The 19,926-nt window shown below is 51.4% G+C and carries 23 protein-coding genes and 3 pseudogenes; 4 read left to right on the top strand and 22 right to left on the bottom strand.

Features of this window, described 5'->3' with window-relative positions:
- From C4542_08530 to C4542_08445, 18 genes and pseudogenes are all read right to left on the bottom strand, one after another.
- Nucleotides 1–429, bottom strand: a 429-nt coding sequence (locus tag C4542_08530) for a conjugal transfer protein TraG (protein RJO60705.1), incomplete at its 3' end; no start/stop codon positions are given.
- A 106-nt stretch (nt 430–535) separates the two neighbouring features.
- Nucleotides 536–2,295, bottom strand: a pseudogene (locus C4542_08525) (group II intron reverse transcriptase/maturase).
- Between the two features lie 567 nt (nt 2,296–2,862).
- Complete coding sequence (locus C4542_08520; protein RJO60704.1) at nt 2,863–4,197, bottom strand: hypothetical protein; 1,335 nt, start codon at nt 4,195–4,197, stop codon at nt 2,863–2,865.
- A gap of 164 nt (nt 4,198–4,361) precedes the next feature.
- The gene (locus tag C4542_08515) at nt 4,362–4,628 is read right to left on the bottom strand and encodes a hypothetical protein (protein ID RJO60703.1); all 267 of its coding nucleotides are present in this window, start codon (nt 4,626–4,628) and stop codon (nt 4,362–4,364) included.
- Between the two features lie 43 nt (nt 4,629–4,671).
- Nucleotides 4,672–4,857 carry a hypothetical protein gene (locus C4542_08510; protein RJO60702.1) on the bottom strand — a complete coding sequence of 62 codons (186 nt, stop codon included), beginning with the start codon at nt 4,855–4,857 and terminating at the stop codon, nt 4,672–4,674.
- Nucleotides 4,844–5,260 (bottom strand): hypothetical protein, encoded by a 417-nt coding sequence (locus C4542_08505; GenBank protein ID RJO60701.1) that lies wholly within the window; start codon nt 5,258–5,260, stop codon nt 4,844–4,846. The genes C4542_08510 and C4542_08505 overlap by 14 nt, the downstream gene beginning before the upstream one ends.
- A 119-nt stretch (nt 5,261–5,379) precedes the next feature.
- Nucleotides 5,380–7,335 (bottom strand): single-stranded-DNA-specific exonuclease RecJ, encoded by a 1,956-nt coding sequence (recJ, locus tag C4542_08500; GenBank protein ID RJO60700.1) that lies wholly within the window; start codon nt 7,333–7,335, stop codon nt 5,380–5,382.
- Between the two features lie 114 nt (nt 7,336–7,449).
- Nucleotides 7,450–7,797: a nucleotidyltransferase domain-containing protein gene (locus tag C4542_08495; GenBank protein RJO60699.1), complete on the bottom strand. Its 348-nt coding sequence runs from the start codon at nt 7,795–7,797 to the stop codon at nt 7,450–7,452.
- Nucleotides 7,752–8,195: a HEPN domain-containing protein gene (locus C4542_08490; GenBank protein ID RJO60698.1), complete on the bottom strand. Its 444-nt coding sequence runs from the start codon at nt 8,193–8,195 to the stop codon at nt 7,752–7,754. Before C4542_08490 ends, C4542_08495 begins: the two co-directional genes overlap by 46 nt.
- 262 nt (nt 8,196–8,457) lie before the next feature.
- Nucleotides 8,458–8,718 (bottom strand): hypothetical protein, encoded by a 261-nt coding sequence (locus C4542_08485; protein ID RJO60697.1) that lies wholly within the window; start codon nt 8,716–8,718, stop codon nt 8,458–8,460.
- Between the two features lie 149 nt (nt 8,719–8,867).
- A complete protein-coding gene (locus C4542_08480) occupies nt 8,868–9,167 on the bottom strand; it encodes a hypothetical protein (protein RJO60696.1) in 300 nt (99 codons plus the stop codon).
- Nucleotides 9,160–9,888 (bottom strand): hypothetical protein, encoded by a 729-nt coding sequence (locus C4542_08475; protein RJO60695.1) that lies wholly within the window; start codon nt 9,886–9,888, stop codon nt 9,160–9,162. Before C4542_08475 ends, C4542_08480 begins: the two co-directional genes overlap by 8 nt.
- A 3-nt stretch (nt 9,889–9,891) precedes the next feature.
- Entirely contained in the window at nt 9,892–10,518 is a 627-nt protein-coding gene (locus tag C4542_08470; protein RJO60694.1) for a reverse transcriptase-like protein, read from the bottom strand.
- On the bottom strand, nt 10,515–10,874 hold the full coding sequence (locus tag C4542_08465) for a hypothetical protein (GenBank protein RJO60693.1): 360 nt from the start codon (nt 10,872–10,874) through the stop codon (nt 10,515–10,517). The genes C4542_08470 and C4542_08465 overlap by 4 nt, the downstream gene beginning before the upstream one ends.
- 56 nt (nt 10,875–10,930) lie before the next feature.
- The gene (locus tag C4542_08460) at nt 10,931–11,191 is read right to left on the bottom strand and encodes a hypothetical protein (protein ID RJO60692.1); all 261 of its coding nucleotides are present in this window, start codon (nt 11,189–11,191) and stop codon (nt 10,931–10,933) included.
- A gap of 333 nt (nt 11,192–11,524) precedes the next feature.
- Nucleotides 11,525–12,643: a Fic family protein gene (locus C4542_08455; protein ID RJO60706.1), complete on the bottom strand. Its 1,119-nt coding sequence runs from the start codon at nt 12,641–12,643 to the stop codon at nt 11,525–11,527.
- A gap of 800 nt (nt 12,644–13,443) precedes the next feature.
- Complete coding sequence (locus tag C4542_08450; GenBank protein RJO60691.1) at nt 13,444–13,701, bottom strand: hypothetical protein; 258 nt, start codon at nt 13,699–13,701, stop codon at nt 13,444–13,446.
- Nucleotides 13,702–13,836: 135 nt separating this feature from the next.
- The gene (locus C4542_08445) at nt 13,837–14,760 is read right to left on the bottom strand and encodes a hypothetical protein (GenBank protein ID RJO60690.1); all 924 of its coding nucleotides are present in this window, start codon (nt 14,758–14,760) and stop codon (nt 13,837–13,839) included.
- Nucleotides 14,761–14,878: 118 nt separating this feature from the next.
- On the opposite strand from C4542_08445, the gene C4542_08440 reads away from it, so the two are divergent.
- The 4 genes from C4542_08440 (at nt 14,879) to C4542_08425 (ending at nt 17,174) form a co-directional block, all read left to right on the top strand.
- The gene (locus C4542_08440) at nt 14,879–15,019 is read left to right on the top strand and encodes a hypothetical protein (GenBank protein ID RJO60689.1); all 141 of its coding nucleotides are present in this window, start codon (nt 14,879–14,881) and stop codon (nt 15,017–15,019) included.
- 136 nt (nt 15,020–15,155) lie between these two features.
- Nucleotides 15,156–16,028, top strand: coding sequence for a site-specific DNA-methyltransferase (locus C4542_08435; protein ID RJO60688.1), 873 nt, complete (start codon nt 15,156–15,158; stop codon nt 16,026–16,028).
- The gene (locus C4542_08430) at nt 16,028–17,002 is read left to right on the top strand and encodes an XcyI family restriction endonuclease (protein RJO60687.1); all 975 of its coding nucleotides are present in this window, start codon (nt 16,028–16,030) and stop codon (nt 17,000–17,002) included. Before C4542_08435 ends, C4542_08430 begins: the two co-directional genes overlap by 1 nt.
- Nucleotides 16,995–17,174, top strand: a complete 180-nt coding sequence (locus tag C4542_08425) for a hypothetical protein (protein ID RJO60686.1) — start codon at nt 16,995–16,997, stop codon at nt 17,172–17,174. Before C4542_08430 ends, C4542_08425 begins: the two co-directional genes overlap by 8 nt.
- Here C4542_08425 and C4542_08420 read toward each other — a convergent pair.
- The 4 genes and pseudogenes from C4542_08420 to C4542_08405 form a co-directional block, all read right to left on the bottom strand.
- Nucleotides 17,171–17,566, bottom strand: a complete 396-nt coding sequence (locus C4542_08420; GenBank protein ID RJO60685.1) for an ASCH domain-containing protein — start codon at nt 17,564–17,566, stop codon at nt 17,171–17,173. The genes C4542_08425 and C4542_08420 overlap by 4 nt on opposite strands.
- A gap of 241 nt (nt 17,567–17,807) precedes the next feature.
- Nucleotides 17,808–17,897, bottom strand: a pseudogene (locus C4542_08415) (integrase).
- Nucleotides 17,898–18,703: 806 nt separating this feature from the next.
- Nucleotides 18,704–19,222: a hypothetical protein gene (locus C4542_08410; protein RJO60684.1), complete on the bottom strand. Its 519-nt coding sequence runs from the start codon at nt 19,220–19,222 to the stop codon at nt 18,704–18,706.
- 172 nt (nt 19,223–19,394) lie between these two features.
- Nucleotides 19,395–19,926: pseudogene (locus C4542_08405) on the bottom strand (hypothetical protein).

The following is a 19,926-nucleotide window of genomic DNA, read 5'->3' as shown; positions in this document are numbered from 1 at the left end:
TTTTTTCAGCATCAGCGGTTTGTGCGGGTACATCATCAGTATCGCTTTGTCCTGCGGCAGCCGCATGATCTCGTCGTCGGTCAGCAAATATCGTTGCCTGGTGGAGCGCGCTATTTCAGTACGCTCGAATAAGTGTTGGAGTTGCTTGATCTCTTTCCTTTTCCTGCTTTCAACATCCACCGTCGCGACGCCGAGTATCTCTTTGATATATTTCGTCGTTACTATGTCGTTCGCGCCAAGCAGCAGTTTGCTGGCGCAGTTGCCGATTATGCTTGACCACACGTCGCCCGGGTACCGGCTCTGAATCTGGCTGACGCTCTGCAGTATAAGCGAACAGAAGATGCCGCGGCTCCTTATGGTGGAGATCTTCTTATCGAAGTCGGGCAGGGCGCCGATGTTGTAGGCTAAGCATCCAGCGCCTTGCCGCATTGCTGCGGCAGGTTTCCGGGTACTCGCCCCCGAACCGTACGTACACCTCTCGATGTATACGGCTCTCCGCTTACTCATGACCTACAGAATGTATGGATTGGTGACATTATTCGCAAACGATCAATGTTTTGCGGCGCTTTTTCAGCATGATACGTTCCCACCGGCCACCTGGCGCTCACTGACCTGAGTATCTTCCTTACCGTAAAGCTCGCACCTGGCCGCCTTCATGCGTAAGAACAGCTCCCCGGGCTTGTGCTTGACTGTGTATTCCGGCTTGGAGTCCACGTCCGCACCTAGGGGTACCTTTACACGAGGGAATCCGCCCCTGTAGAAGGTAGCCACTCGGGGATCGGCCTTGGTAATGTAATCTACACTGAATACGCCACTGCGCGTATACTTCATTTTGGCCTTTGCAACAGTAGTATGAAACTTACCCGCAAAGGTCTTGTACATGCTGTATTCCATGACGTAGTAGAACTTATTCAACACGGAGGCGTTATTAGCCAACCGGTAATAGTTATACAGGCCACGGATTTGCGCGTTATACATCAATACGATTTCACGTGGTTCCAACCCCATGAAGTCATCCCGTTGCAGCGGTTTCCACTTTTCCTTGCCATGTTCATCCGCCGTGATTTTAAGTACACCATATTCCAGCAGCTTTCCGACCCATTTTTCCTTGGGAACGAATAGCTTGACCCGATTGGAGTGGACCCGGACTTGCCCTTTGGATGTCTGCTTTGTAGCAGTGTTCTGGCATATGGTGACTTCATACCCCAGGAACCGCGCTTTATCCTGTCCGCGGGTAACCAACGTCTTTTCCGGGGACATGGTAAGTTTTAGCTTTTCGGAGAGAAACCGGCCAATATCGGCCTTGACCGTCTCCGCATCGGCTTTACTGCCGATCACACCCACAAGAAAGTCGTCACAGTACCGCACGTATTGGATTCGACGATAGTTTTCATCCATAGGGTCTTTGGCAGGATATTGCTGGAACTGCTTGCGTAGAGCTTTGATTTCCCTTCGGGCCACCTTCTTTTCTTTCTCCGGCAGGGTTGGCCATAAAACGTCGTACTTTTCTTTCCGGCGTTGATGGGTTCCCTTAACGCGTCCGTAGTCTTTACCTACCGCTCGCTGGGTACCCTTGTCGAACCGCCTCTTGTACTCTTCCATGTACGTATCCAACTCATGAAGATAAATGTTGGCGAGGAGGGGGCTGACTCCCGAGCTTTGCGGTGTGCCGCTATAGGTCCGGTTGTAACGCCAGTCCTCCATATATCCCGCTTTGAGGAATTTCCATATCAAGGAGATCAAGGATTCATCCTTGATACGCCTACGTAGGATATCCACAAGCGTGTGGTGGTCTATAGTATCAAAGCAGGCTTTGATGTCGCCCTCCACAAACCATTTAACTCCCGTGAAGTTGTTCTGTACCTGGGCAAGAGCCGTGTGGCAGCTCTTTTCCGGCCTGAACCCGTGAGAGAATTTAGAGAAAGCCGGTTCGTAGATACTCTCAAGCAGCATGCGCACGACTTCCTGTACCAGCTTATCGTTTGCAGTCGAAATCCCTAATGGCCTTTGGCCTTTTCCGCTTTTCTTGGGGATATACTGCCTGCGGGCCGGTTGTGGCTGATAGCTGTGGTCTTTGAGCGACTGAATAAGAGATTCAATACGCTTTGTGCCTGCGCTGTCCAGCGTCTGACCGCCCACGCCCGGGGTCGTGGCCCCTTTTTTGGCATACAGGTTTTGATATGCCAACAGGAAGAAGTCAAGGCTGTAAAGATTCCGATACAAGCGTTCGAACTGGTAGTCCTTTTCCAAGGACTGCTTCTGTAGATTTTCCAATACAACTTGAGGACTTCTCATGATGCCTCACGCACCTTTCCTTCGTCGTAGTGAAGAGTAAACTGCCCTCCTTCGCCATGTGACGGGCTTTCCCCATCTCGGACTACTACGAGGGCTCCGTGACCATGCCGGATTTTCAGGAACAGGTTCCATAGCTTGCACCTGCAAGCTCTCCGGTTTAGGTCATCCCCGTTTAGGTCAATCTGAACACGGCATATCCTGTTGTCGGATACGACTTTCGCCATTTTCCACTTATTGCGGCTGGGAGGCAGGGGATATGGTGGCGTGCGCACTTCGCTAAACTGTACGCAACCCCGCTGCCACACGGCGTTTGTAACCATCTTTCCGCCGTGGTTGACGATAAAACCCCTCTGGCTATCGTTGAGGCAATCCAGCCTTTATCCTCATACAGGACCTTTCATCTCGACGCTCAGCCGCAGCCTGATGGTTGGCTGACTCGCGCCTTTCCCGGCATGCTGCACTCCCCGTCCGGTTTCCCTTTCGGATAAGCCGGGTGATGATGGGCAATTCCATATCGAACCCACTGCCGCGCCACCGGCAGATTTCAGAAGGACCCGCGCAGCACTTTCACGCTGCATACGGGCGCACGGCAAATTCATCCAGCAAAAAGTGCACGTTCACCGGGCAGGGGCCGTTATTTCTGTCCGCCAAATCTATGAGCCGGATAAATAAGAAGCTGAAGAACAGGCTCACCAGGAAGTCGAACGTGCTGTGGGTGTCCGGGAAAACGCAAAAGTATGCGCATTTCGTTTTCCCCGGCCCGGACATGTCGATGTCGCTCTCGGCGGTCAGGTCCTGCACAGCCTTGTTCTGGAATATCTGCAAACGGGTGCCGAGGCCCAGGACCACGCTGCCTTTCACTTTGTCGCCGGACAGACGGTAGATGTTGTACGGGTCTTTGGCCGGGTGGTCGTCCGGCAGGGCGGTGAACAGCATGTCCACCTGCCGGTCGTCTCCGGCGGCAAGTATGGCGTACAGCGAACCCAGGTTCCTTCTCTCCGGCGCATACTCGCTCACGACGTAAAGGGACAGCGCCTTCAAAAGGTTTTGCTCGGCCCGGTCCCAAAAGGGGTCGCCTCCGATCTTTTTCATACCCGGCATACCAGTGTTAGCGACCACCACCTCACTGAATACCTGCGCGTCCTGGTCGGTTGAGACTTCGTTCAGCGGGTTCCACCGGTCGGAGTTGAGCATGCTGACAAGATTCAGCGTTTTTACGGTGTAACCGTTTTTTTCGAGCATCGCGGCGCAGTCTCTATAAAGTTCTCCCTTGGGGTCTGTAACGACTACCGATTCATTCGAGAGCACGGCGTTCAATATGTTATTGCGGACGTAAGACCGCGACTTCATACTCCCGGTCGTGCCGAACACCACCACGTTGCGGTTGAACCCCTTCCCCGGCGGCAGCCGCAGCGGAGGATTGGGCCACGCGTCGGCCAGGCCGAAGAAGGTGCCGGGGCCGTGGCCGGCGGCGAGCACGGCCTTCGCTTCGCTAAGCGGCATCCATCCCGCGGTCCCGCATGATGCGTCGTCGCGGGATATTTTCAGGCGGTTCCCGTGATTTATCAGGGGCGAAGAACGCGAACGAAAAAGGTGCGCTATTATCAGCGCCGGTATGGTGACCGCATGGGACAGCAAAAACATCTGCCTGGTCGCGGGGTTCATAATCGGCGCGGCGGTGAAGGCTGTCTGCAGCGGATGCGACAGGTACCGGGCGGCCGTGCTGTAGTCCGGGCTGCTGCTTATACCGGCGGCTATCCACGCACGCGCGGCGGCAAGCACGGCGGTGAACGCGCCGACGAGCCAGGCGTCGATTATCCACAGGCCCAGGACAGCGAGGGTTATGAGTATGGGGCGGCGGTAAGACGGTATTGCGCTGATTATTGCGCTGATTCGGGTCATGGGATGCCTCCTTTCTTTTTTGGTTTGCGATGGGGCCAGTTTTTTCTCAGACGATCACCTCCTGTAAAAAAAGAAAAGCCGCCTATCGTCTTGTGGGACGAAGGCGGCTTTTCTGCGCGAATTGTTTTTTGTATTTTTTTTGCGGGAGTGATTGTCGGGTTAACTTACCGAATTAATCGCCGGTGCTTCAGCACCGGCCTAAGCGAACGCAGGTGACAGGTCGTCTCCGGCTCTTTTAAGCTAGAGCCGTAATACAGTTTGCAATAATGGTTGCCGTCAGGCATAAAGTTAATAGTTAATTGCCAGTAGCGCCAGTAGTGGGCATCACTATCCTTTTCCCAGCGCTGGCCTCCTGGATCTTCCCATGTCTTCTCCCAGCCGTTCTCCAGGAGCAACTTCTCAATCCGGGTAAAAAGCGCAGGTGCGGCCATTCTACACACCTCCCCGCTTAAGATGATTAAGAGCAGGCGAGCCTTAACCAGCCCGCCGCTCTATTTTTTCGACCCCCAACATTTGATACGTCGGAGATATAAACAGGCTCTTCTTGCCTTCCGCCGGCATAAGTTTCGCCCTGTCCTTTTCCCGCATCTTGGTACGCTGCAGATTGCAGATCTCGGTGGCAAACTTCTCCAGAGAGCCGGCAATGTCACCTCCTTGCATGCACGGCGTATACATGGGTGTCGCCGGTATCTTTGGTGCGTTTCGTGAATTCCGCATCGTCCAGCGGGATGATGCCAAGGTGCACCGTAGTCAGATTGCCGTCCTTATCGTAGTGCTTGGTGCCGTAGAGGACATGGTCGGCTCCGGTGGTCTTCAGCTCCTCTGCGGCCTTGCGCTCGAATTTGCCCTTGAGCCATTCGTACTCCGTCATCGTCAGATGGTGGCAAAGGGGACCGTCCGGCAGCCGTACCCAAATGCACCGCCCGCGGGCGCTGTCGTTCTCGATGCGATCCTTCAGGCAAAGCCCGAGTCCGCCCTCCTCTTCTGGGAGCCTGCGGAATGCTCCGGCGTGAATGCATCCGTCTTTGAAATCACAATCCCCGCAGTCGTATCTGTTGTTCATCGCCCTGCTCCTTTCTTCGTTGCTTCTATGGCTTTGTGCGGCTTTGTGCCGATGGTGTTTTTCGAGCGCCATGATGAGCGCCATCTCCTTTGTTTTGCAAGGTAGAGAGCAGGCGAGCCTTACCCGGCCCGCCGCTCTACTTTTTCGACCCCCAACATTTGATACGTCGGAGATATGAACAGGCTCTTTCTGCCTTCCGCTGGTAGAAGCTTTGCCCTGTCCTTTTCTTTCAGCCCGATTTCTTCGAGCACTTTTAAGCCCAATTCGGGTAATTTTTCAGTTTTACCCTCTTTCAACATCGAGTACGCCTTCGACACTGTGTCGCGGCTGACGTACCCTGCTGGTCGGACGCTCTGTACGAGCATCTGCGGATAATCGGCGCCGTTCCACCGATTTACCGCTGGCCTGCCCGCCAATGCGAGTTTTTTATTCAGGTATTTACCCGGTTCTTCGCTGCAATTGAACCTTATACAGGTTAAGCCGCCGACTTTTAACCGGAGATGTTTTCCGTCCCCGATAAGGGCGGCTTCTGTACAGAGCCCTTCCACCGCTACTATCGGCGCAGGGAACCCCTGGCCGCACGGCTCCATGATTTCGTTCAATAATTTGATATTTTCAACGGTTAATTCGTTGACGTCGGCCGTCGCGTCGATTTCGACTGATCGCGTCGTCATTTCAGGCGTTATGTTCTCACGGGCGTGTTTGATGAGCCTCTCAGCCAGGCCGGGGATGTTCTCCCGTTTCACGGACAATCCGGCAGCCATCCGGTGGCCGCCCAGTTTGTCCAATATGCTTTCGTTCAGCCTCAAGGCGGACAGCAGGTCGAAGCCGGGTATGCTGCGGGCGGAGCCTCTCGCCATATCTCCGTCCAGGGACAGCGCGAGGGCCGGGCGGCGGTAAACCTCCGCAAGTTTCGAAGCCAACAGTCCGATTACGCCGTGCTCCCAGTTCCCAACTACTGTTATGAAATCAGGTATTTCATCCAACGCTTCTGTTTGCGAATTAACTTGCAGCGTTGCTTCCTCAAGGCACTTGTTTACCATCTCTTGCCGCTCGTAGTTTAAGCGGTTCAGCTTTTCGGCCAGCGACCTGGCTTTGTCCGGCTCTTTGGCAAACAACAAATCGAACGCAAGCATCGGGTCTCCCATCCTGCCGGCGGCGTTCAGCCGCGGGCTTAAGTAGTAAGCCACGGCTTCAGCCGTTACCTCGTTTACCCCGGCCGCTTCGCATAACGCGGATAACCCGGCGGACGGGTTCTCGTTCAAACGGTATAAACCGTTTGTAACGACTGCCCGGTTTTCACCGAGCAACGGCATCACGTCGGCTATCGTGGCTAGCGTTACCAGGTCTATGTAGGACAGCGGGTCCAAACCCGCTTCTTTCGCTACAGCCTGATAAACCTTATGTGCCACGCCTGTTCCGGAAAGGTCGCGGAACGGGTAGCCGCCCAGCTTCGGATTGATAATCGGCGCTCTGGGCAAATTGCAGGGCGGCTCGTGGTGGTCGGTTATGATTACGTCTATGTTTTTGGACCGGGCTCTTTCTACGGCGCTCCGGGAAGAGACGCCGCAGTCCACAGTGACGATTAACGAGGCGCCGGCCCTTTCAGCCGCGTCCGCGTGCCCGGGTTTGAAGCCGTAGCCTTCGGCGCGGGTGGGAATGAAGGGGACCGGTTTTATCCCGATTTCCCGGAAGAATTTTGTGAGCAGCACTGTGCCGCTCACGCCGTCCACGTCGTAGTCTCCTACGACCAGGACGGTTTCTTTTTTGTCCCGTGCGGCAAGAATGCGCGCAACAGCCGCGTCCATATTCTTTAAGGACAGGGGGTTATGCAACTCGGTGGGAAAAAGCATATCCGTCGTGTTTTCCACCGTGCAACCCCGTGCGGCAAGGATGCGCGTAACCAGGGGAGGTAGTTTGAATTCTTCGGCCAAGCGTCCGGCTTGCTCGGGGTTGTGGGTTAGTATGCGCCAAAACATTTTTAGCACCTCCTTCGATTGTAAATAGATGAAACCCCTGCTGTGTCTGAAGGGACAAGGCAGGGGTTGTCTATGTGAAAGCCGCCCTGTTATCATCGGCGGCTATGGTTTTGGAGCAGGTTTGCTTTTTTAGCGCCTGCATGAGTTTTTGTTTAAAATAAGAAAACCCCCGGTGGAAAACCGGGGGTTGGAGGCGATTGGCAGCTCGGGTCAGGCTATTGAGACGCCTTTCTGGATAACTTCATCATACAGGAAAGACCCCTTTTCTGCCTTATTATATTCCTCACGGGAGTACGCTCGCGGCTCGACCATAAGGCTCACGTCTTCAAACGCTTCCATCAGCATTGCTGTCTCTTTGACAATGTTTTCGCCAAAGACAGAAGAGATCACCGCTATGTCTATGTCGCTATGCGGCCTGGGTTTGCCTTTTGCGTATGAACCGTAAAGATACACGCGGTCCACAGGAATACGTTTTTTTAGTTCTTCTGCGGAATTTTTCAGTCTTTCGACGACTATTTCTCTTGGAAGAGTTTCTCGTTTATTATTTCTTTTAGCCATACCACCATCTCCTTAGTCGATGCCAGTATTTTTCCGACCTCTTCTTTTGTGCATTGTTCCACCAGGCTCTTCTTTCTGCCGGGGTAGCGCGTTTCGATGGCGTACGTCGTGGTCGCCCTCAAGAACAGTTTTTGCTCCACCGTCAGTAGTTCCCACAGCCCCGCGTCGCTTGCCAGCCCCGGAAGGTTGTGAATCGGCAAGGGCGTTTCGTCATTGGCCGCAATACAGGCTTTGAGGATTTTTTCTACGGCTTGCTGGCACAAAAACGCACAGTGAAGGTTCTTACCCGCGCTTAAGCACATTTCCGCCACTTCTAAATCCTCATTGGCAATACACAGCCATTCGTCCACTCTTTCTCCGAGAGTCATTTTTTCGCTCCTGCTGTTTCTTTTGTACATTAATATTATCTCCTTAACATAAATTTTTCAAGCAAAAAACTTTTTCGCTTGAAATTCTAGAGACAAATGAAACCCCCGCCGTGTCTCAAGGGACAGGGCAGGGGTTTGTCTATGTGAAAGCCGCCCCTGTTATCATCGGCGGCTATGGTTTTGGAGCAGGTTTGCTTTTTTAGCGCCTGCATGAGTTTTTGTTTAAAATAAGAAAACCCCCGGCTTTAACCGGGGGCGACAAAAGTTTGTTGACAGCCGAAGCGGGTATGTTTTAGCGGCGTTTTGGCCGGTAGAAAATATACGTGATATCGCCTTTTTCGATGAAGACTGCGTCGTTTGAGATTTCTTCAGCGCCCAGCGCGCGGAGTCTTTGCCACATGAGGGTTGCAATTTCTTTCCGGTCGGCAAGAGAAAAATTAATCTGGATGATGTCTTCGATGGAAATTATGCGGATTTCCTGTTCTTGGTTTGTTAGCCGGAACGCTGGCACGCCGTTGATTTCTCCGCGCTTAAGTGTTTTTGTTTCTGTCAAAAAACCACTCTCCTTATACATGCTGATGTTTGAACGATGCTTTGGGCGCCGCTTCGGCTGATTACTTTACTCTCGGTTGTTTTTTTTTTTTTTCCTTAAAACCAATTAAACCCAAAAACCCCCTGCGTTGCCGCAGGGGGTTTTTGGGTTTAATTATCGCTGTTGTCGTTGATACCAGGGAGCAAAAAGAATGCCAAATGAAAACCGTCCGTTATACCCTTAATATACATTTTCTCTTGCTCTATCGCATCTAATTCTGCGTTAATTTCATCATATTGATGAAACAGTTCTTTAGGCAATATCGCTGCTACTTTTTTTTCCAACCTCATGTAACGCTCTGAAGCTTTGCGGTACCTTTTGCTGAAGTAACTGTTGTCGAACTCTTTCTCTCTGCGACCAACTTGTTCGTTAAATCTTTTCTCGACTATAGCTTTTATCAATTCAGACATTCTGATCTCTCCTTCCGCACGTTGCCCATTTAATTTGAGTCTTCGCGTGCAACATGTTGAGATACATCATGTTAACGCGTATTAAAGCAGCGATTTTTTGCCCGGCCGTATCGAGCGCCCGCTGGAGATCGGATAGCTCGTGCGGGTTTATGAACTCCCGGTATTTTTTGAGTTCTTCGCTCTTTTTCGCAAGAGCGATTTTAAGCGACTCTACCTGTTCCTTTAAATCCCTGATCAAATCGGCCTTCGTCGGCAGTTCGTCCTTGTGACAGAGACTACCCCACATTGAAAGCACGGCATGATATTTGACGCCGGATTCTTTCGCTACATCCCTTAAGTCCGCCGATGTGAGCGGCCTGCCCAATTCAGCCGCTTTTTGTTTAAGCATGTCGTAAACCTGCTCTTTGTTGAACGGGGTGAATCTGACATGTTCATCCGATTTGCCGGCAGTATTCCTGGCCGGTTGAGGCGCGCTTGAGCCGTTTTTATAAACATATTTGTAGTAGCACTCTTTCACCGAACAATACGTGGTGCTCAACTCTTCCGCCGCCTGCATGAACGCCGCGACTTTCGTCGGACAGATGGCCAGGCATTTTTCGATTACTTCACGGTATTGTTCTTTGTCTAGCTCCGCCATTCTTCCTCCCACGCCTGCCGGGGCCTGCGGCCCCGTTTTTTGATAAACAGGCGCCGCAGTTTTTTTGCCCCTGCAGGTGGGCATATTCTATTCGGCGGCCTTTTCAGCCGCCAGGATGTGTTTGCATTTAATCCCGGCCTTTAGACACCGCCCGAGGAAGTCCGGGCAGGTGCAGGCCGGTACTGACGTGTCCACCAGGTATGTCCTGCTGCCGTTTTGCGACCTTACCCGGTACTGCGTACAGTCCAGGCGCTCTACGTTCTTGAGCAAAGCATTTGCCTTTTCTTCCCTGGACGATTTGGCCGCCCCGGCGTAGGCTTTGCGCGAAAGAGCGTCGGCTTCTTTATTTTCTTCGCGCGGCACCCAGCGGAACTCAAGGAACTTGAACTTTCGCGCCAGCGCCCGAGCCTGTTCGTATAACGGCCGTATTCGCCCGGAGCGGACGGCGTAATCGCCGGTTAGCTGGTATATACATAGCTGGCTGTCGGAGCAGACCACTATCTTTTCGCTTTCGCGGCCGTTTTCCAAAAGCCATTTCAAAGCGAAAATGACCGCGCTGTACTCCGCGACGTTGTTGGTGGCTTCCGGCCCTGAGCAGACCATAGCGCAGTCTTCGCGCAGTTTTTGGCCGTCCCTGTAAGCTACCCAGCCGTAAGTGGCCGTGCCACCGGGATTGAGCGGTTCGCACAGTCCATCGCAGTATACCACAATCACACTTTTCGCCTCCCTCTGGCAGCGGTTCTCGCCGCCTGGAGATTCAATGGAGGGGTGCAGACGTACTTGTTACCCCTCCGGATGGTCCACCTCACCGCCGGCAACCTGCCGGACCGGCCGGCGGATTCGGTAATCAGCGCCGCCGCCAAAGGCGCGTACCCCGGCAGCAGCATCTGATATTCCCCGCGAGCGATCGCTTCTGCCACCCGCTCCTCAGCTTCATCGAACATGCGACGGGCGGCGGTCAGTATCGCTCCGGTGGTAGGCGATACCACCGGCAGGTCTATCTCTACAATAGAAACTTTTTCCGCACCCCGGATTGGGACGGGGTGGCCGGAGAAGTTGATAAGGATCATTGAAGCCACTCCTTCCCTATCGGGGATTTTTAAACGGCCTGGCTTGCCGTTGTTTTTTAACTCGCAACGTTGTAAATGACGCAGAGCGGTTCGTCTTTGTTAAATCGCTTGATGCGTACTTCTTTACACGTGTTAGCGATTTCCCTCGCTCTTTCAAGAGCCCATCCGTCGGACGCCGACGTGTCGATTACACGCTTTTTGTCCGACCATGCGATTTTTCCTCCGCGTTGCCAGGCGCGGGTGGTGTTTTTAACACCTAACAGGTCTCTGATTTGCATCCTGTAGCGCAGCCTTCCACAAGCGGCCGGCTGCGCCAAACACCTCCTTTCTTTCGGTGGTCTTGGTGCGGCGGCCGCTTTTTCGACGGCGCGCTGCAAGTTCTGCTTTGGTTTTTCAATTTTTACCGATTTTTGCCCGCCGGGACCGGCCAGGCGAAGCCAGTTGGGACGCTGCGCGGCGTTTCTTTTTGCAACCCCCTATGGGGACATTATGGTACGGTTACCGTTTGAACTTTTTGAAATCGGCAATCATTTATTGCCCTCCTTTCCTTCGGCAGGCTTTGTTTTTGTTGACGCCTGCATGTTTTTTACTCTAAAAAAAAGGAAAACCCCCGGCGGGTTAGGCCGGGGGTGAGGCAAGTCGATGTTCCGTTATATTGCCGATAAATTGCCGATATGCTGCCGATAAATTGCCGATAAACGGTATCTTCGATTTTTATTCGACGCCGTTTCGGGAACCAGCATGCCCTGTTGTACCCATTCTTTGATCAGTTCGCGAGCCGTCCTTTGGGAGAGTCCCAAAGCCGACGCAACGTCCGCCGAAGTTATTTCTTCGTTTCCCGAGAAAAGCCCTAATATTATCCGCGCCCTGCGATCCAGAGAGCGGATTTGCTCAGGCTCCGGTGGAATGTTTTCCTTGGATAGCCTTATCGCTTCGTTTTTTGCCTCAGTGAAAACTTTTGCCAACACCCCTGTGAAATATTCGACCCACCCGGTTAAGTCGGCTTTGGACCGGCCCATATAGTAATTGTGGTGTGGATGAACTATAAGTGCCCGGTAGTAGCTGTTTAAATCTTTGGCGTGGTGTTCTTCCAGAGAGAAAAAACCGTTTAAGCCGTAACCGCGCCGGTGCAGTATGAATGTTGCCAGAAGCCTTGCGGTCCGGCCATTGCCGTCGTAAAACGGATGTATGGTGACGAATTGATAATGTATCAAAGCCGCGATAAGAGGTATGGGAATATTGTCTTTTTCAGCTTGTTTTACCCATGCTGCCAATCCGGACATGAGCGGCGGAATGTCAGCCGCTTCCGGTGGCAAATAGGTGATTGAGCCCGAAATGCTGTTCCTTATTACGTTTTGGCCGTCGCGATACGGGGTCTGTCTTGCTCTTTTACCCTTTTCTACAATTGCATGTAGTTTGCGAATTAATTCCTCGGTTAATGTGATTTTCTTCGCGGCGCACTCCTCTACGAATAATAAGGCAGCCCAGTAGTTTCGCACCTCTGAGACATCATGCCGCTTTCCTTCGATTGCAAGCTTTTGGTTTTCAATTACAGCGCCGGCTTCATTTACAGTGAGCCGGTTCCCTTCGATATATGTGGAATAGTGGCTCGAACGGACACGCGCCTGTTGCCGCAATTTAGCTTCTACCGAAACGGGCAGCGGGGTATGTTCTACAGCAACCTTTGCAGCTTCAATCTCCATTAAGTGTTTTGCTATAACCGGGGTTATGGTGAACTTGGGTTCCCATTGTACGTTACTTTTGGGCATGGCTTCATAACCTTTACTTTTTGTTTCTATTATACCCAATTTTTTGGCAGTATTACCATACATTTTTTTACCTTCTTTCTTCGAACAGGCTTTGTTTTTGACGCCTGCATATTTTCTTGCCCTAAAAAAAGAGCAACCCCGGTTTTAAGCCAGGGGGTTATGAGGAGGTGACTGACTTACTTACTTTTTCAGTTCCTTTTCCTACGGTTTAGATTACCATAAATTTCCTTATTTTTACACATAGGAATTGCGCCGGGGCATTTTGGGTCATTTTTGTTACCCCCCTTTATGATTTGCTTACACTGCAACACATTTATATTTTACTGTGCACTCCAAGCACGTGTCAACACCTTTTTGAATATTTTTCACAAAAAAAGTACCCCCGGCGGTTTCAGCCGGGGGGAAAGGACAGGAGATATGTTTACCCTTCCGATTTGTACCACCACGGAAGGTTTGTTTTTAACGCGTTCGGTTTTGGCCGGTAGCAGTCGCACTTCTCTTTCTTGCGCCGCCGCAGCCCGATGGTGCAGTAAGGAGTCAGGTTCCTGCGGCTGTTATGTATGCACGACATCAAGCCGCACACCGGCTTCCTCCCGGGCGGACGACGCTGCGCGAGCGGTTTCGCCGGCGGCATGAGCTTCGCCCTGTACCATAAAGGAAAGCACTGCGGTTTTACACCTTCTTTGGGCTGATAACTCGCACATTCTTCTTTCAGTCTCCTGCGACAGAGCAGACCTAAAGCGCATTTCTTGCCGCTTTGTTCGCGGACAATGTGTTCGCAGGAGACATAGTTGCACATATTAGCCGGCTGCCAACTCTGTTTCTCCCCAACATACCATTTCGGCAGTATCCGGACATGCTCTTTCGGCCTGTACTCCGGGCAGCCGGGTTTGCGCTGCAGGCCGAGGGAGCAACGCGAAGAGAGATTGCTGTATGTTATGTGCACGCATGAACGCAAAGAACAAGAACTTGCCATCCACTATGTCGAGTAGACGCTCGACTTCCGCCTCACTTTTCAATGATGTGTTAAATGTGAGAAGGCCGTCCACGCCCCTCACAGAACCCAACGTGCCCTATTAAGGCATTGGGCTCTTCATTTTTTAATTATACCATTACCTATCCGTTACTTCCACTGGGCAACACCTATAACACCCTACCGCGCGCCAAGAGCAACCCAACACATCCCCTGTCCTTTACTGGTTCACCCACCCATCCGGCACAACCACTACCTCCGCCGTCTCCCTAAAGTCTCCTATGACGGATTTGGCCTGGCTCTCGAAGCAGAGTATATACAGCCCCCGGCCTTCCTGCCTGAGCCACTTGCCGGCGTGGCTTTGCAGCAGCTCTCTTTTCACCAGGTCGTTCGTCATGAGTTCGGCCACGTAACTTTCCTGCCCGCCGACCTTTATCACCGCCTCGGCAAAGAGTTTCCTGCTCTGCTTTACCGGATGATCGCCGATATATCTCCTGCACAGTTCTTCAACCGCGCCGGGTTGAAAGATCTTGCGGATAATCCGTAAACCGTTTTCATACGGTAAAACCATTAACCGTTTCAACGCTAAAGCTTTGTCTCCGAAAACTTCCAACGCTTTAACCGTCGGACAGAGCACCAGCGCGCTGTCTATCCGGACGCGCCAGAGAAGGCTGATCTCCTGCCTCACTCTCTGTACCGTCCTGGCCGTCGGTTTGTCGGATAGGACGTAGACGGCGATTTCTTCGTTTTTACGCAGCACTCCTTTTAACCGGTCGCCCCGGTTTAACCGGTACTGGCGTTTGGCGGCGCCGCCGGGCAGGAACTCCCAGTCCTGCATCTCTATATGTATCCGGGAGAGGGCGGCCAGCTTCGTCCTGTCCTGCCGGGTTTTGGGCCGTTTAACCGGTTCGCTTTCACCCGGAACTGCTACGATATCCACACCTTTGCGCGTGAGCTCTAAATACTCTCCGCTGCGGCGGATGTAGCCTCTCTTCTCCAGCACTTTGAGCCGCTTGTAGTGGTACCACCGGCTATCGCGAAAGCCGCCGGCTTCTTTTAGCTGGGCGGTGGTCATGACGACGCAGCGGTTCAAGGTTTTTAACGTTTCTACGTCGCGGGCGGTTAGGACGGGTGGCTTGGGCATCTGTGGATCACCTCGATAATTTTTTTTAAGATATAAAAGGAAAAATGGAAGTACTGAAGAATGTCCTTATATAATATAACGCCTTACAAAATGTAAATTAAACGTCACAACCCATTTAATTGTAAGCGGTTACGATATTCGAACGGTCCAGGAGCTTTTGGGCCACTGTGATATTGAAACGACGATGATTTACACACACGTTCTCAACCGGGAACCGGATGGGGTTCTAAAGCCCCGTCGACATGCCTTGAGGTTATGAAAGAGGGTTTTATGCCGATTGCTTATGGGGTTCTCGATAAGGCACACAAATACAGGCATTCGCATCTCGCTGTCAGAAGCATCGGCGGCAACTGAATTCAGGCGTTGGGCAGCAAAATCTATGTTATGGAGCAGAGATGAGATATAGAAAAGTTAATCCGCCAGATAAGATCGTTCTAGATGATTCGCTAATCCTTGAGGGTGACGCCCTGCATGCGCTACGTCTGTTACCGTCGAGTTCGGTCCAATGCGTTGTCACTTCTCCTCCTTATTGGGGTCTTCGTGACTATGGGATTGACGGCCAAATTGGCTTAGAAACCACATTGCCACAATTCTTGAATCATCTGGTTGCGATCTTCAATGAAGTCAAAAGGGTTCTTCGTGATGATGGAACGCTTTGGCTGAACATTGGTGACGGCTACACTAGCGGTAACCGTGGTTACCGTGCAACTGACAAGAAGAACCCTGCACGGGCAATGACCGTTAGACCTGACACCCCGGAAGGACTAAAGCCGAAAGACCTCCAGGGTATCCCGTGGAGATTAGCTTTTGCCCTTCAGAATGATGGCTGGTATTTGCGAAGCGATATTGTCTGGCACAAGCCCAACGCAATGCCGGAAAGTGTGAAGGACAGACCGACACGGGCACATGAATATTTATTTATGCTTACGAAATCCGAACGCTATTTATATGATTACGAGGCTGTGAAGGAAGTTGGTTTGAACGGAAAGCTTCGCAACCGTAGAAGTGTATGGAATATAAACACCCAAGCGTTCCCCGATGCCCACTTTGCCACTTTTCCACCCAAATTGATCGATCCCTGTATTTTGGCGTCATCAAAGCCGGGTGATTATGTTCTTGATCCGTTTTTTGGAACTGGAACGGTGGGGGTTGTTTGTCTCCAGCAATACAGGCGCTATGTAGGTATTGAACTTCATCCCGAATATGTTGCAATAGCGGCGAAAAGGCTGAATGCTACAGAAGAAAGAATTATCAAGGTTGCTGTGTGATGCCGAATATCAACATTCCAATTCCAGAACTTCAAATTGATTTCTCTTTTGCGCTTGGTCAGATTCGGAGCATTTACCTTCAAGATGCGCTGAGCAAGGCTATTGAAGATTTGGATCTTGCAACGCTGAATAAAGAGCTGTCGGCTTACGTGCCGATAGACAACTTAAAGGCGTTGGCGAAACATGGTTTGCGTGGCGAACTTGTATACCCGGTTCCATGTGTGCTTGAAGCAAACCCTTACCTTCTTGGCTATTATCGATTGCTTCTTGGTTTTAGCCAGAAGGTATTCTATACAAGACAGTTCGGTGTTTCCGCATTTAAATCAATGGAAACAAAAGGAATCCTTACTAACAACAACAAGAAAGCCTTACTCGACTTGTGCAAAGGCCTTATCAGTAGTGCTGTTGCCCTTATTGATGGAATCGGGGCTGATAGGCTCAGCCGGGAACTTCTTGATGATTTGACATTGCTTACTGTTGGTCCACAGTTGCGGGGTGGCGCCAACGTGAAGAAAGGGGTAACTGGCATCGTTGACGTGTTTCAGGCAATCCATGACATCGTGCAACATGCTGCCACTAATTCCAGTGCAAGCAAGATTGAAATCGTGAACGCAGCCGGGCGAAAGGTTTTCATTGAGTTTGCCCCTGATCCTGACATTGTAATCAGGGAGGAAATGAGCAGGAACAGGTTCAGGAACATCATCGCGATTGAAGTTAAGGGTGGAACAGATTTCTCCAACATCCATAATCGAGTTGGTGAAGCAGAGAAAAGCCACCAGAAAGCGAAAGCGGGAGGCTATGTGGAGTGCTGGACCGTTGTCAATGTGGACAGGATTGATATGGACATGGCAAGAAGAGAATCCCCGTCAACTAATACGTTCTATCGGTTGTCAGATCTGAAATCCGCCGAAGGCGAGGAATATCAGGATTTCAAAGAGCGGGTGACCTCCTTAGCGGGAATACGAAATGGATAATAACACGCACAACAAGACGTTCCACCGGACGTCAATTCCACTACGATCCATTGCCGCCAGTGAGTTTGAACGTTCGGTCAAGAATATGAGTGCCTGTTTTATGACCTCTCAGCCCAGTAAATACGTGTGGAAAAATTTATTTTTAGTATTAGAAAATCGAAAGTTGGGTTAGGCCATTTTTCCCATCTTCCGCTCAATGCTTGATGGCACAGTCCAAAAACTGAGGGCTCCACTGCAATAGATCGGATCAATAGGTCGAGGATTCTGCAGTACGAACCCGTATTCTCCAAAGAACCACTTTGACTTTGATGTGTCGACACAATCAACAATCTCGATTGTCCCTATAATTGCTCCCCGGACCATGGTTTCAAATGATGGGATTTCCTTCTTATAATGGCGTCGAATAAACCTCACTCCTTCTTCGTATTCCTTTCTGGTTAATCCCTTTGCGGCGTGAATTGCAACTGGCCCCCTCAGTAGAGTTTTCCAGTCACGATTTTCAATATCCTTTCCAGCATGCATTATGGCCCATGCCCAAGGTTGTCTTACTGTAAGAGCTTTCATTGTTATTACCCCTTCGAAAATGTTCTACCGAAGAACTCTGATCAACCCGTTCCTTGTTCTCGGCCTAACATTGTTTATATTGATTCATATAATAATCCAAAATCGCTACAGGTGCCGTATAAGATCCTTTCGGAAAAATATCCTTTATGCGCATAACCCCTGAAATGTCGGCTGATGCGTACAGTTGCCGTTTTTATCATGGCGTCTTATACGGATCAGTATAAAACCCTCTTTCATAACCTCAAAGCATGTCGGCGGTGCTGCGAACCCCAGCCGGTCCCCGGTTGAGAACACGCGTGTAAATCATCGCCGTTTTAACGTTGCTTTGGCCCGTCTGTGCAACCTTTTTTCACCCCTGGAGCACCCCTGGAGTATTTTTCGGCACCTTTGCTAAAAATCCTGCATTCTTCCAAAATTAACTGGATTTCCACCCGATTAACTTGTTGTCACATATGACAACAAGACCCGATGCCTTCCGCCACGTATCTTTATCCGTTTAACCGTATTAACGTTCATCCGATTAAACCCGGCGCTCTTAAACACAACCAGGCTATACTAAACGCCGCGCAACAAGGCAGGTGGATGACATCCGGTTTAATCCGGTAACCCGGTTCGATGCGTTTTCGGTTGTTGCGCTCATATCGTTCGAACCCGGCCGCATCGGTAAAATCCTTAAAGCCGGTTCCACCGGTTAAATCCCCAAACCCGGTTCCATCGGTTAAATCCCCAAACCCGGTTTCACCGGTTAAAACCTTCTACCTTTTAGCCGGTTTAAGCCGTTTAAACCGATTTAAAACTGGAAATCGTTTTTACGTTTTTTCGGGGGTTGTAGGGGCGGATGAGGGCGGCTGTGGCTGGAAGATGCTGGGCGGAGAGGGCGGGGGATTGAGGCGGCTAAAAGAGCGAACGGATGAACGGCTCGGCGGATATGAACGGTGGGGCTAACGCCCCACCTCGGCCTGGTTGGACACTTATCAACCTGGTTTTTCACACCCGGTTTCTTGAGGCGTGGTATGGCTTGAAGCACGTTTGCCCGCCCAAATTATACGTGTCAAACCTCCGCACCTAATTTTCCATGTTTGTTTGGACAGGGTGTTTGGATATGTATTCCGGTGGTTTTCGAGGATGGTTTTCACGTTAAAGCATGGCAATTATTTCCTCTATGAAGGCTAATTCAGCGACGTAAATCTCGGTTCGCGGATTGAGTTTATCCACGTCCCCTGTTACCATATATGCCATATTGTTCCATCCATCACTTTTTATGATTCTCAGGTATCTCAGCCCGTCGATAAACGGCTTCACCCACCGGTTGTCTACGTCCCATTCGACACATAAAGGGAGGACGTATTTTATTACACACAGCACCTTTTCTTCAAACGCAGGCTGGGGTTCCAGCCCGTAAAACGCGTCCATCATCATCCGGATCCACCGGTCGCGCAGTTTCCTTTCAAGTCTCTTTTCGTCAGCTATGCGCGGCGGGTAGTCGGGGATGATAAACTTCAGCACTCTACCGTCCCAGGTGGCGGATGAGCCAAGCGGGTTGCAGTCGCCGGCGGGTAAAGAGGCTACGTCTTCTTCTACACGCCGGCCAGCGATGTGGCTGTAAAGCTCTATCCGCGCTTCTTCGATGAGTTTGTAGGCTTTTTCAAGCGACATAAAAATAAACACCTCCACAAAAAAAAGAAAGGCCGGATGGTTCCGGCCCAAATCTCAGGTTAAAAGCGTTGCAAGTTTTTGCTTAATATTCTCGTAGTCACCAACTTCAAGATGTCAGCCGCAGGATTCCTCCGGCTTCAGCCGGGGGAGGAATGCGGCCTCTCACCTCTTTCCATGAGAATCCTCCGGCTCTCGCCAGAAGTCTTACCTTCTTCGGGCTGAACTGCCCTATGCGCTTGTTTTCGGTATCCGACACACCTACCAGTTTCGTTTTCTCTGTCGGCATGCCGCACACCCAGCCTCGGTACCTTACTCCGGCCTTTTCAGCCTCTACCCAGTCGCCTTTGCGAAAAAAGCCGCCGTTAGTAGTGCCGCCAAACCGGGGACGTTTTCCGCCTTCCTGGAAATTCTGCCGGTGCAGGCTCCGCCTGGCGTACTGCAGGCGACGCCAGACATAGAAAGGCGCTTCAGTATTATTCTCGCACCTGGTTACGCCCATCAGCATCGCTGCGGCGTCGTTGGCGCGGGTTTCGGGTATCTGCTCATACTTCTTTTCTGTCCACTTTTCCAGCCCAAACTCAGCGCGCCAGGCGTCTGTGTCGGAGACCTCCACCAGCTTGAGTTCGGCAAGTTTTCTGTACTCCCGGTAGGTCAGGGTTTTGCCGACCTCCGCGGTGGAAAAATACTTGCCGTCCCGGTACTTG

This window comes from Dehalococcoidia bacterium (assembly GCA_003597995.1).
GTDB lineage: Bacteria > Chloroflexota > Dehalococcoidia > Dehalococcoidales > UBA1222 > SURF-27.
Note: the sequence above shows the minus strand (reverse complement) of the source record. Positions and strands in the feature narration are given on the sequence as shown.

Bases quoted from the DNA above. Each gene is read 5' to 3' on its own strand.
- C4542_08520 (RJO60704.1), bottom strand. From the start codon at position 4,197: ATGACCCGAATCAGCGCAATAATCAGCGCAATACCGTCTTACCGCCGC.
- C4542_08515 (RJO60703.1), bottom strand. From the start codon at position 4,628: ATGGCCGCACCTGCGCTTTTTACCCGGATTGAGAAGTTGCTCCTGGAG.
- C4542_08510 (RJO60702.1), bottom strand. From the start codon at position 4,857: ATGCAAGGAGGTGACATTGCCGGCTCTCTGGAGAAGTTTGCCACCGAG.
- C4542_08505 (RJO60701.1), bottom strand. From the start codon at position 5,260: ATGAACAACAGATACGACTGCGGGGATTGTGATTTCAAAGACGGATGC.
- recJ (RJO60700.1), bottom strand. From the start codon at position 7,335: ATGATAACAGGGCGGCTTTCACATAGACAACCCCTGCCTTGTCCCTTC.
- C4542_08495 (RJO60699.1), bottom strand. From the start codon at position 7,797: ATGGCTAAAAGAAATAATAAACGAGAAACTCTTCCAAGAGAAATAGTC.
- C4542_08490 (RJO60698.1), bottom strand. From the start codon at position 8,195: ATGTACAAAAGAAACAGCAGGAGCGAAAAAATGACTCTCGGAGAAAGA.
- C4542_08480 (RJO60696.1), bottom strand. From the start codon at position 9,167: ATGTCTGAATTGATAAAAGCTATAGTCGAGAAAAGATTTAACGAACAA.
- C4542_08475 (RJO60695.1), bottom strand. From the start codon at position 9,888: ATGCCCACCTGCAGGGGCAAAAAAACTGCGGCGCCTGTTTATCAAAAA.
- C4542_08465 (RJO60693.1), bottom strand. From the start codon at position 10,874: ATGATCCTTATCAACTTCTCCGGCCACCCCGTCCCAATCCGGGGTGCG.
- C4542_08455 (RJO60706.1), bottom strand. From the start codon at position 12,643: ATGCCCAAAAGTAACGTACAATGGGAACCCAAGTTCACCATAACCCCG.
- C4542_08445 (RJO60690.1), bottom strand. From the start codon at position 14,760: ATGCCCAAGCCACCCGTCCTAACCGCCCGCGACGTAGAAACGTTAAAA.
- C4542_08435 (RJO60688.1), top strand. From the start codon at position 15,156: ATGAGATATAGAAAAGTTAATCCGCCAGATAAGATCGTTCTAGATGAT.
- C4542_08430 (RJO60687.1), top strand. From the start codon at position 16,028: ATGCCGAATATCAACATTCCAATTCCAGAACTTCAAATTGATTTCTCT.
- C4542_08425 (RJO60686.1), top strand. From the start codon at position 16,995: ATGGATAATAACACGCACAACAAGACGTTCCACCGGACGTCAATTCCA.
- C4542_08420 (RJO60685.1), bottom strand. From the start codon at position 17,566: ATGAAAGCTCTTACAGTAAGACAACCTTGGGCATGGGCCATAATGCAT.
- C4542_08410 (RJO60684.1), bottom strand. From the start codon at position 19,222: ATGTCGCTTGAAAAAGCCTACAAACTCATCGAAGAAGCGCGGATAGAG.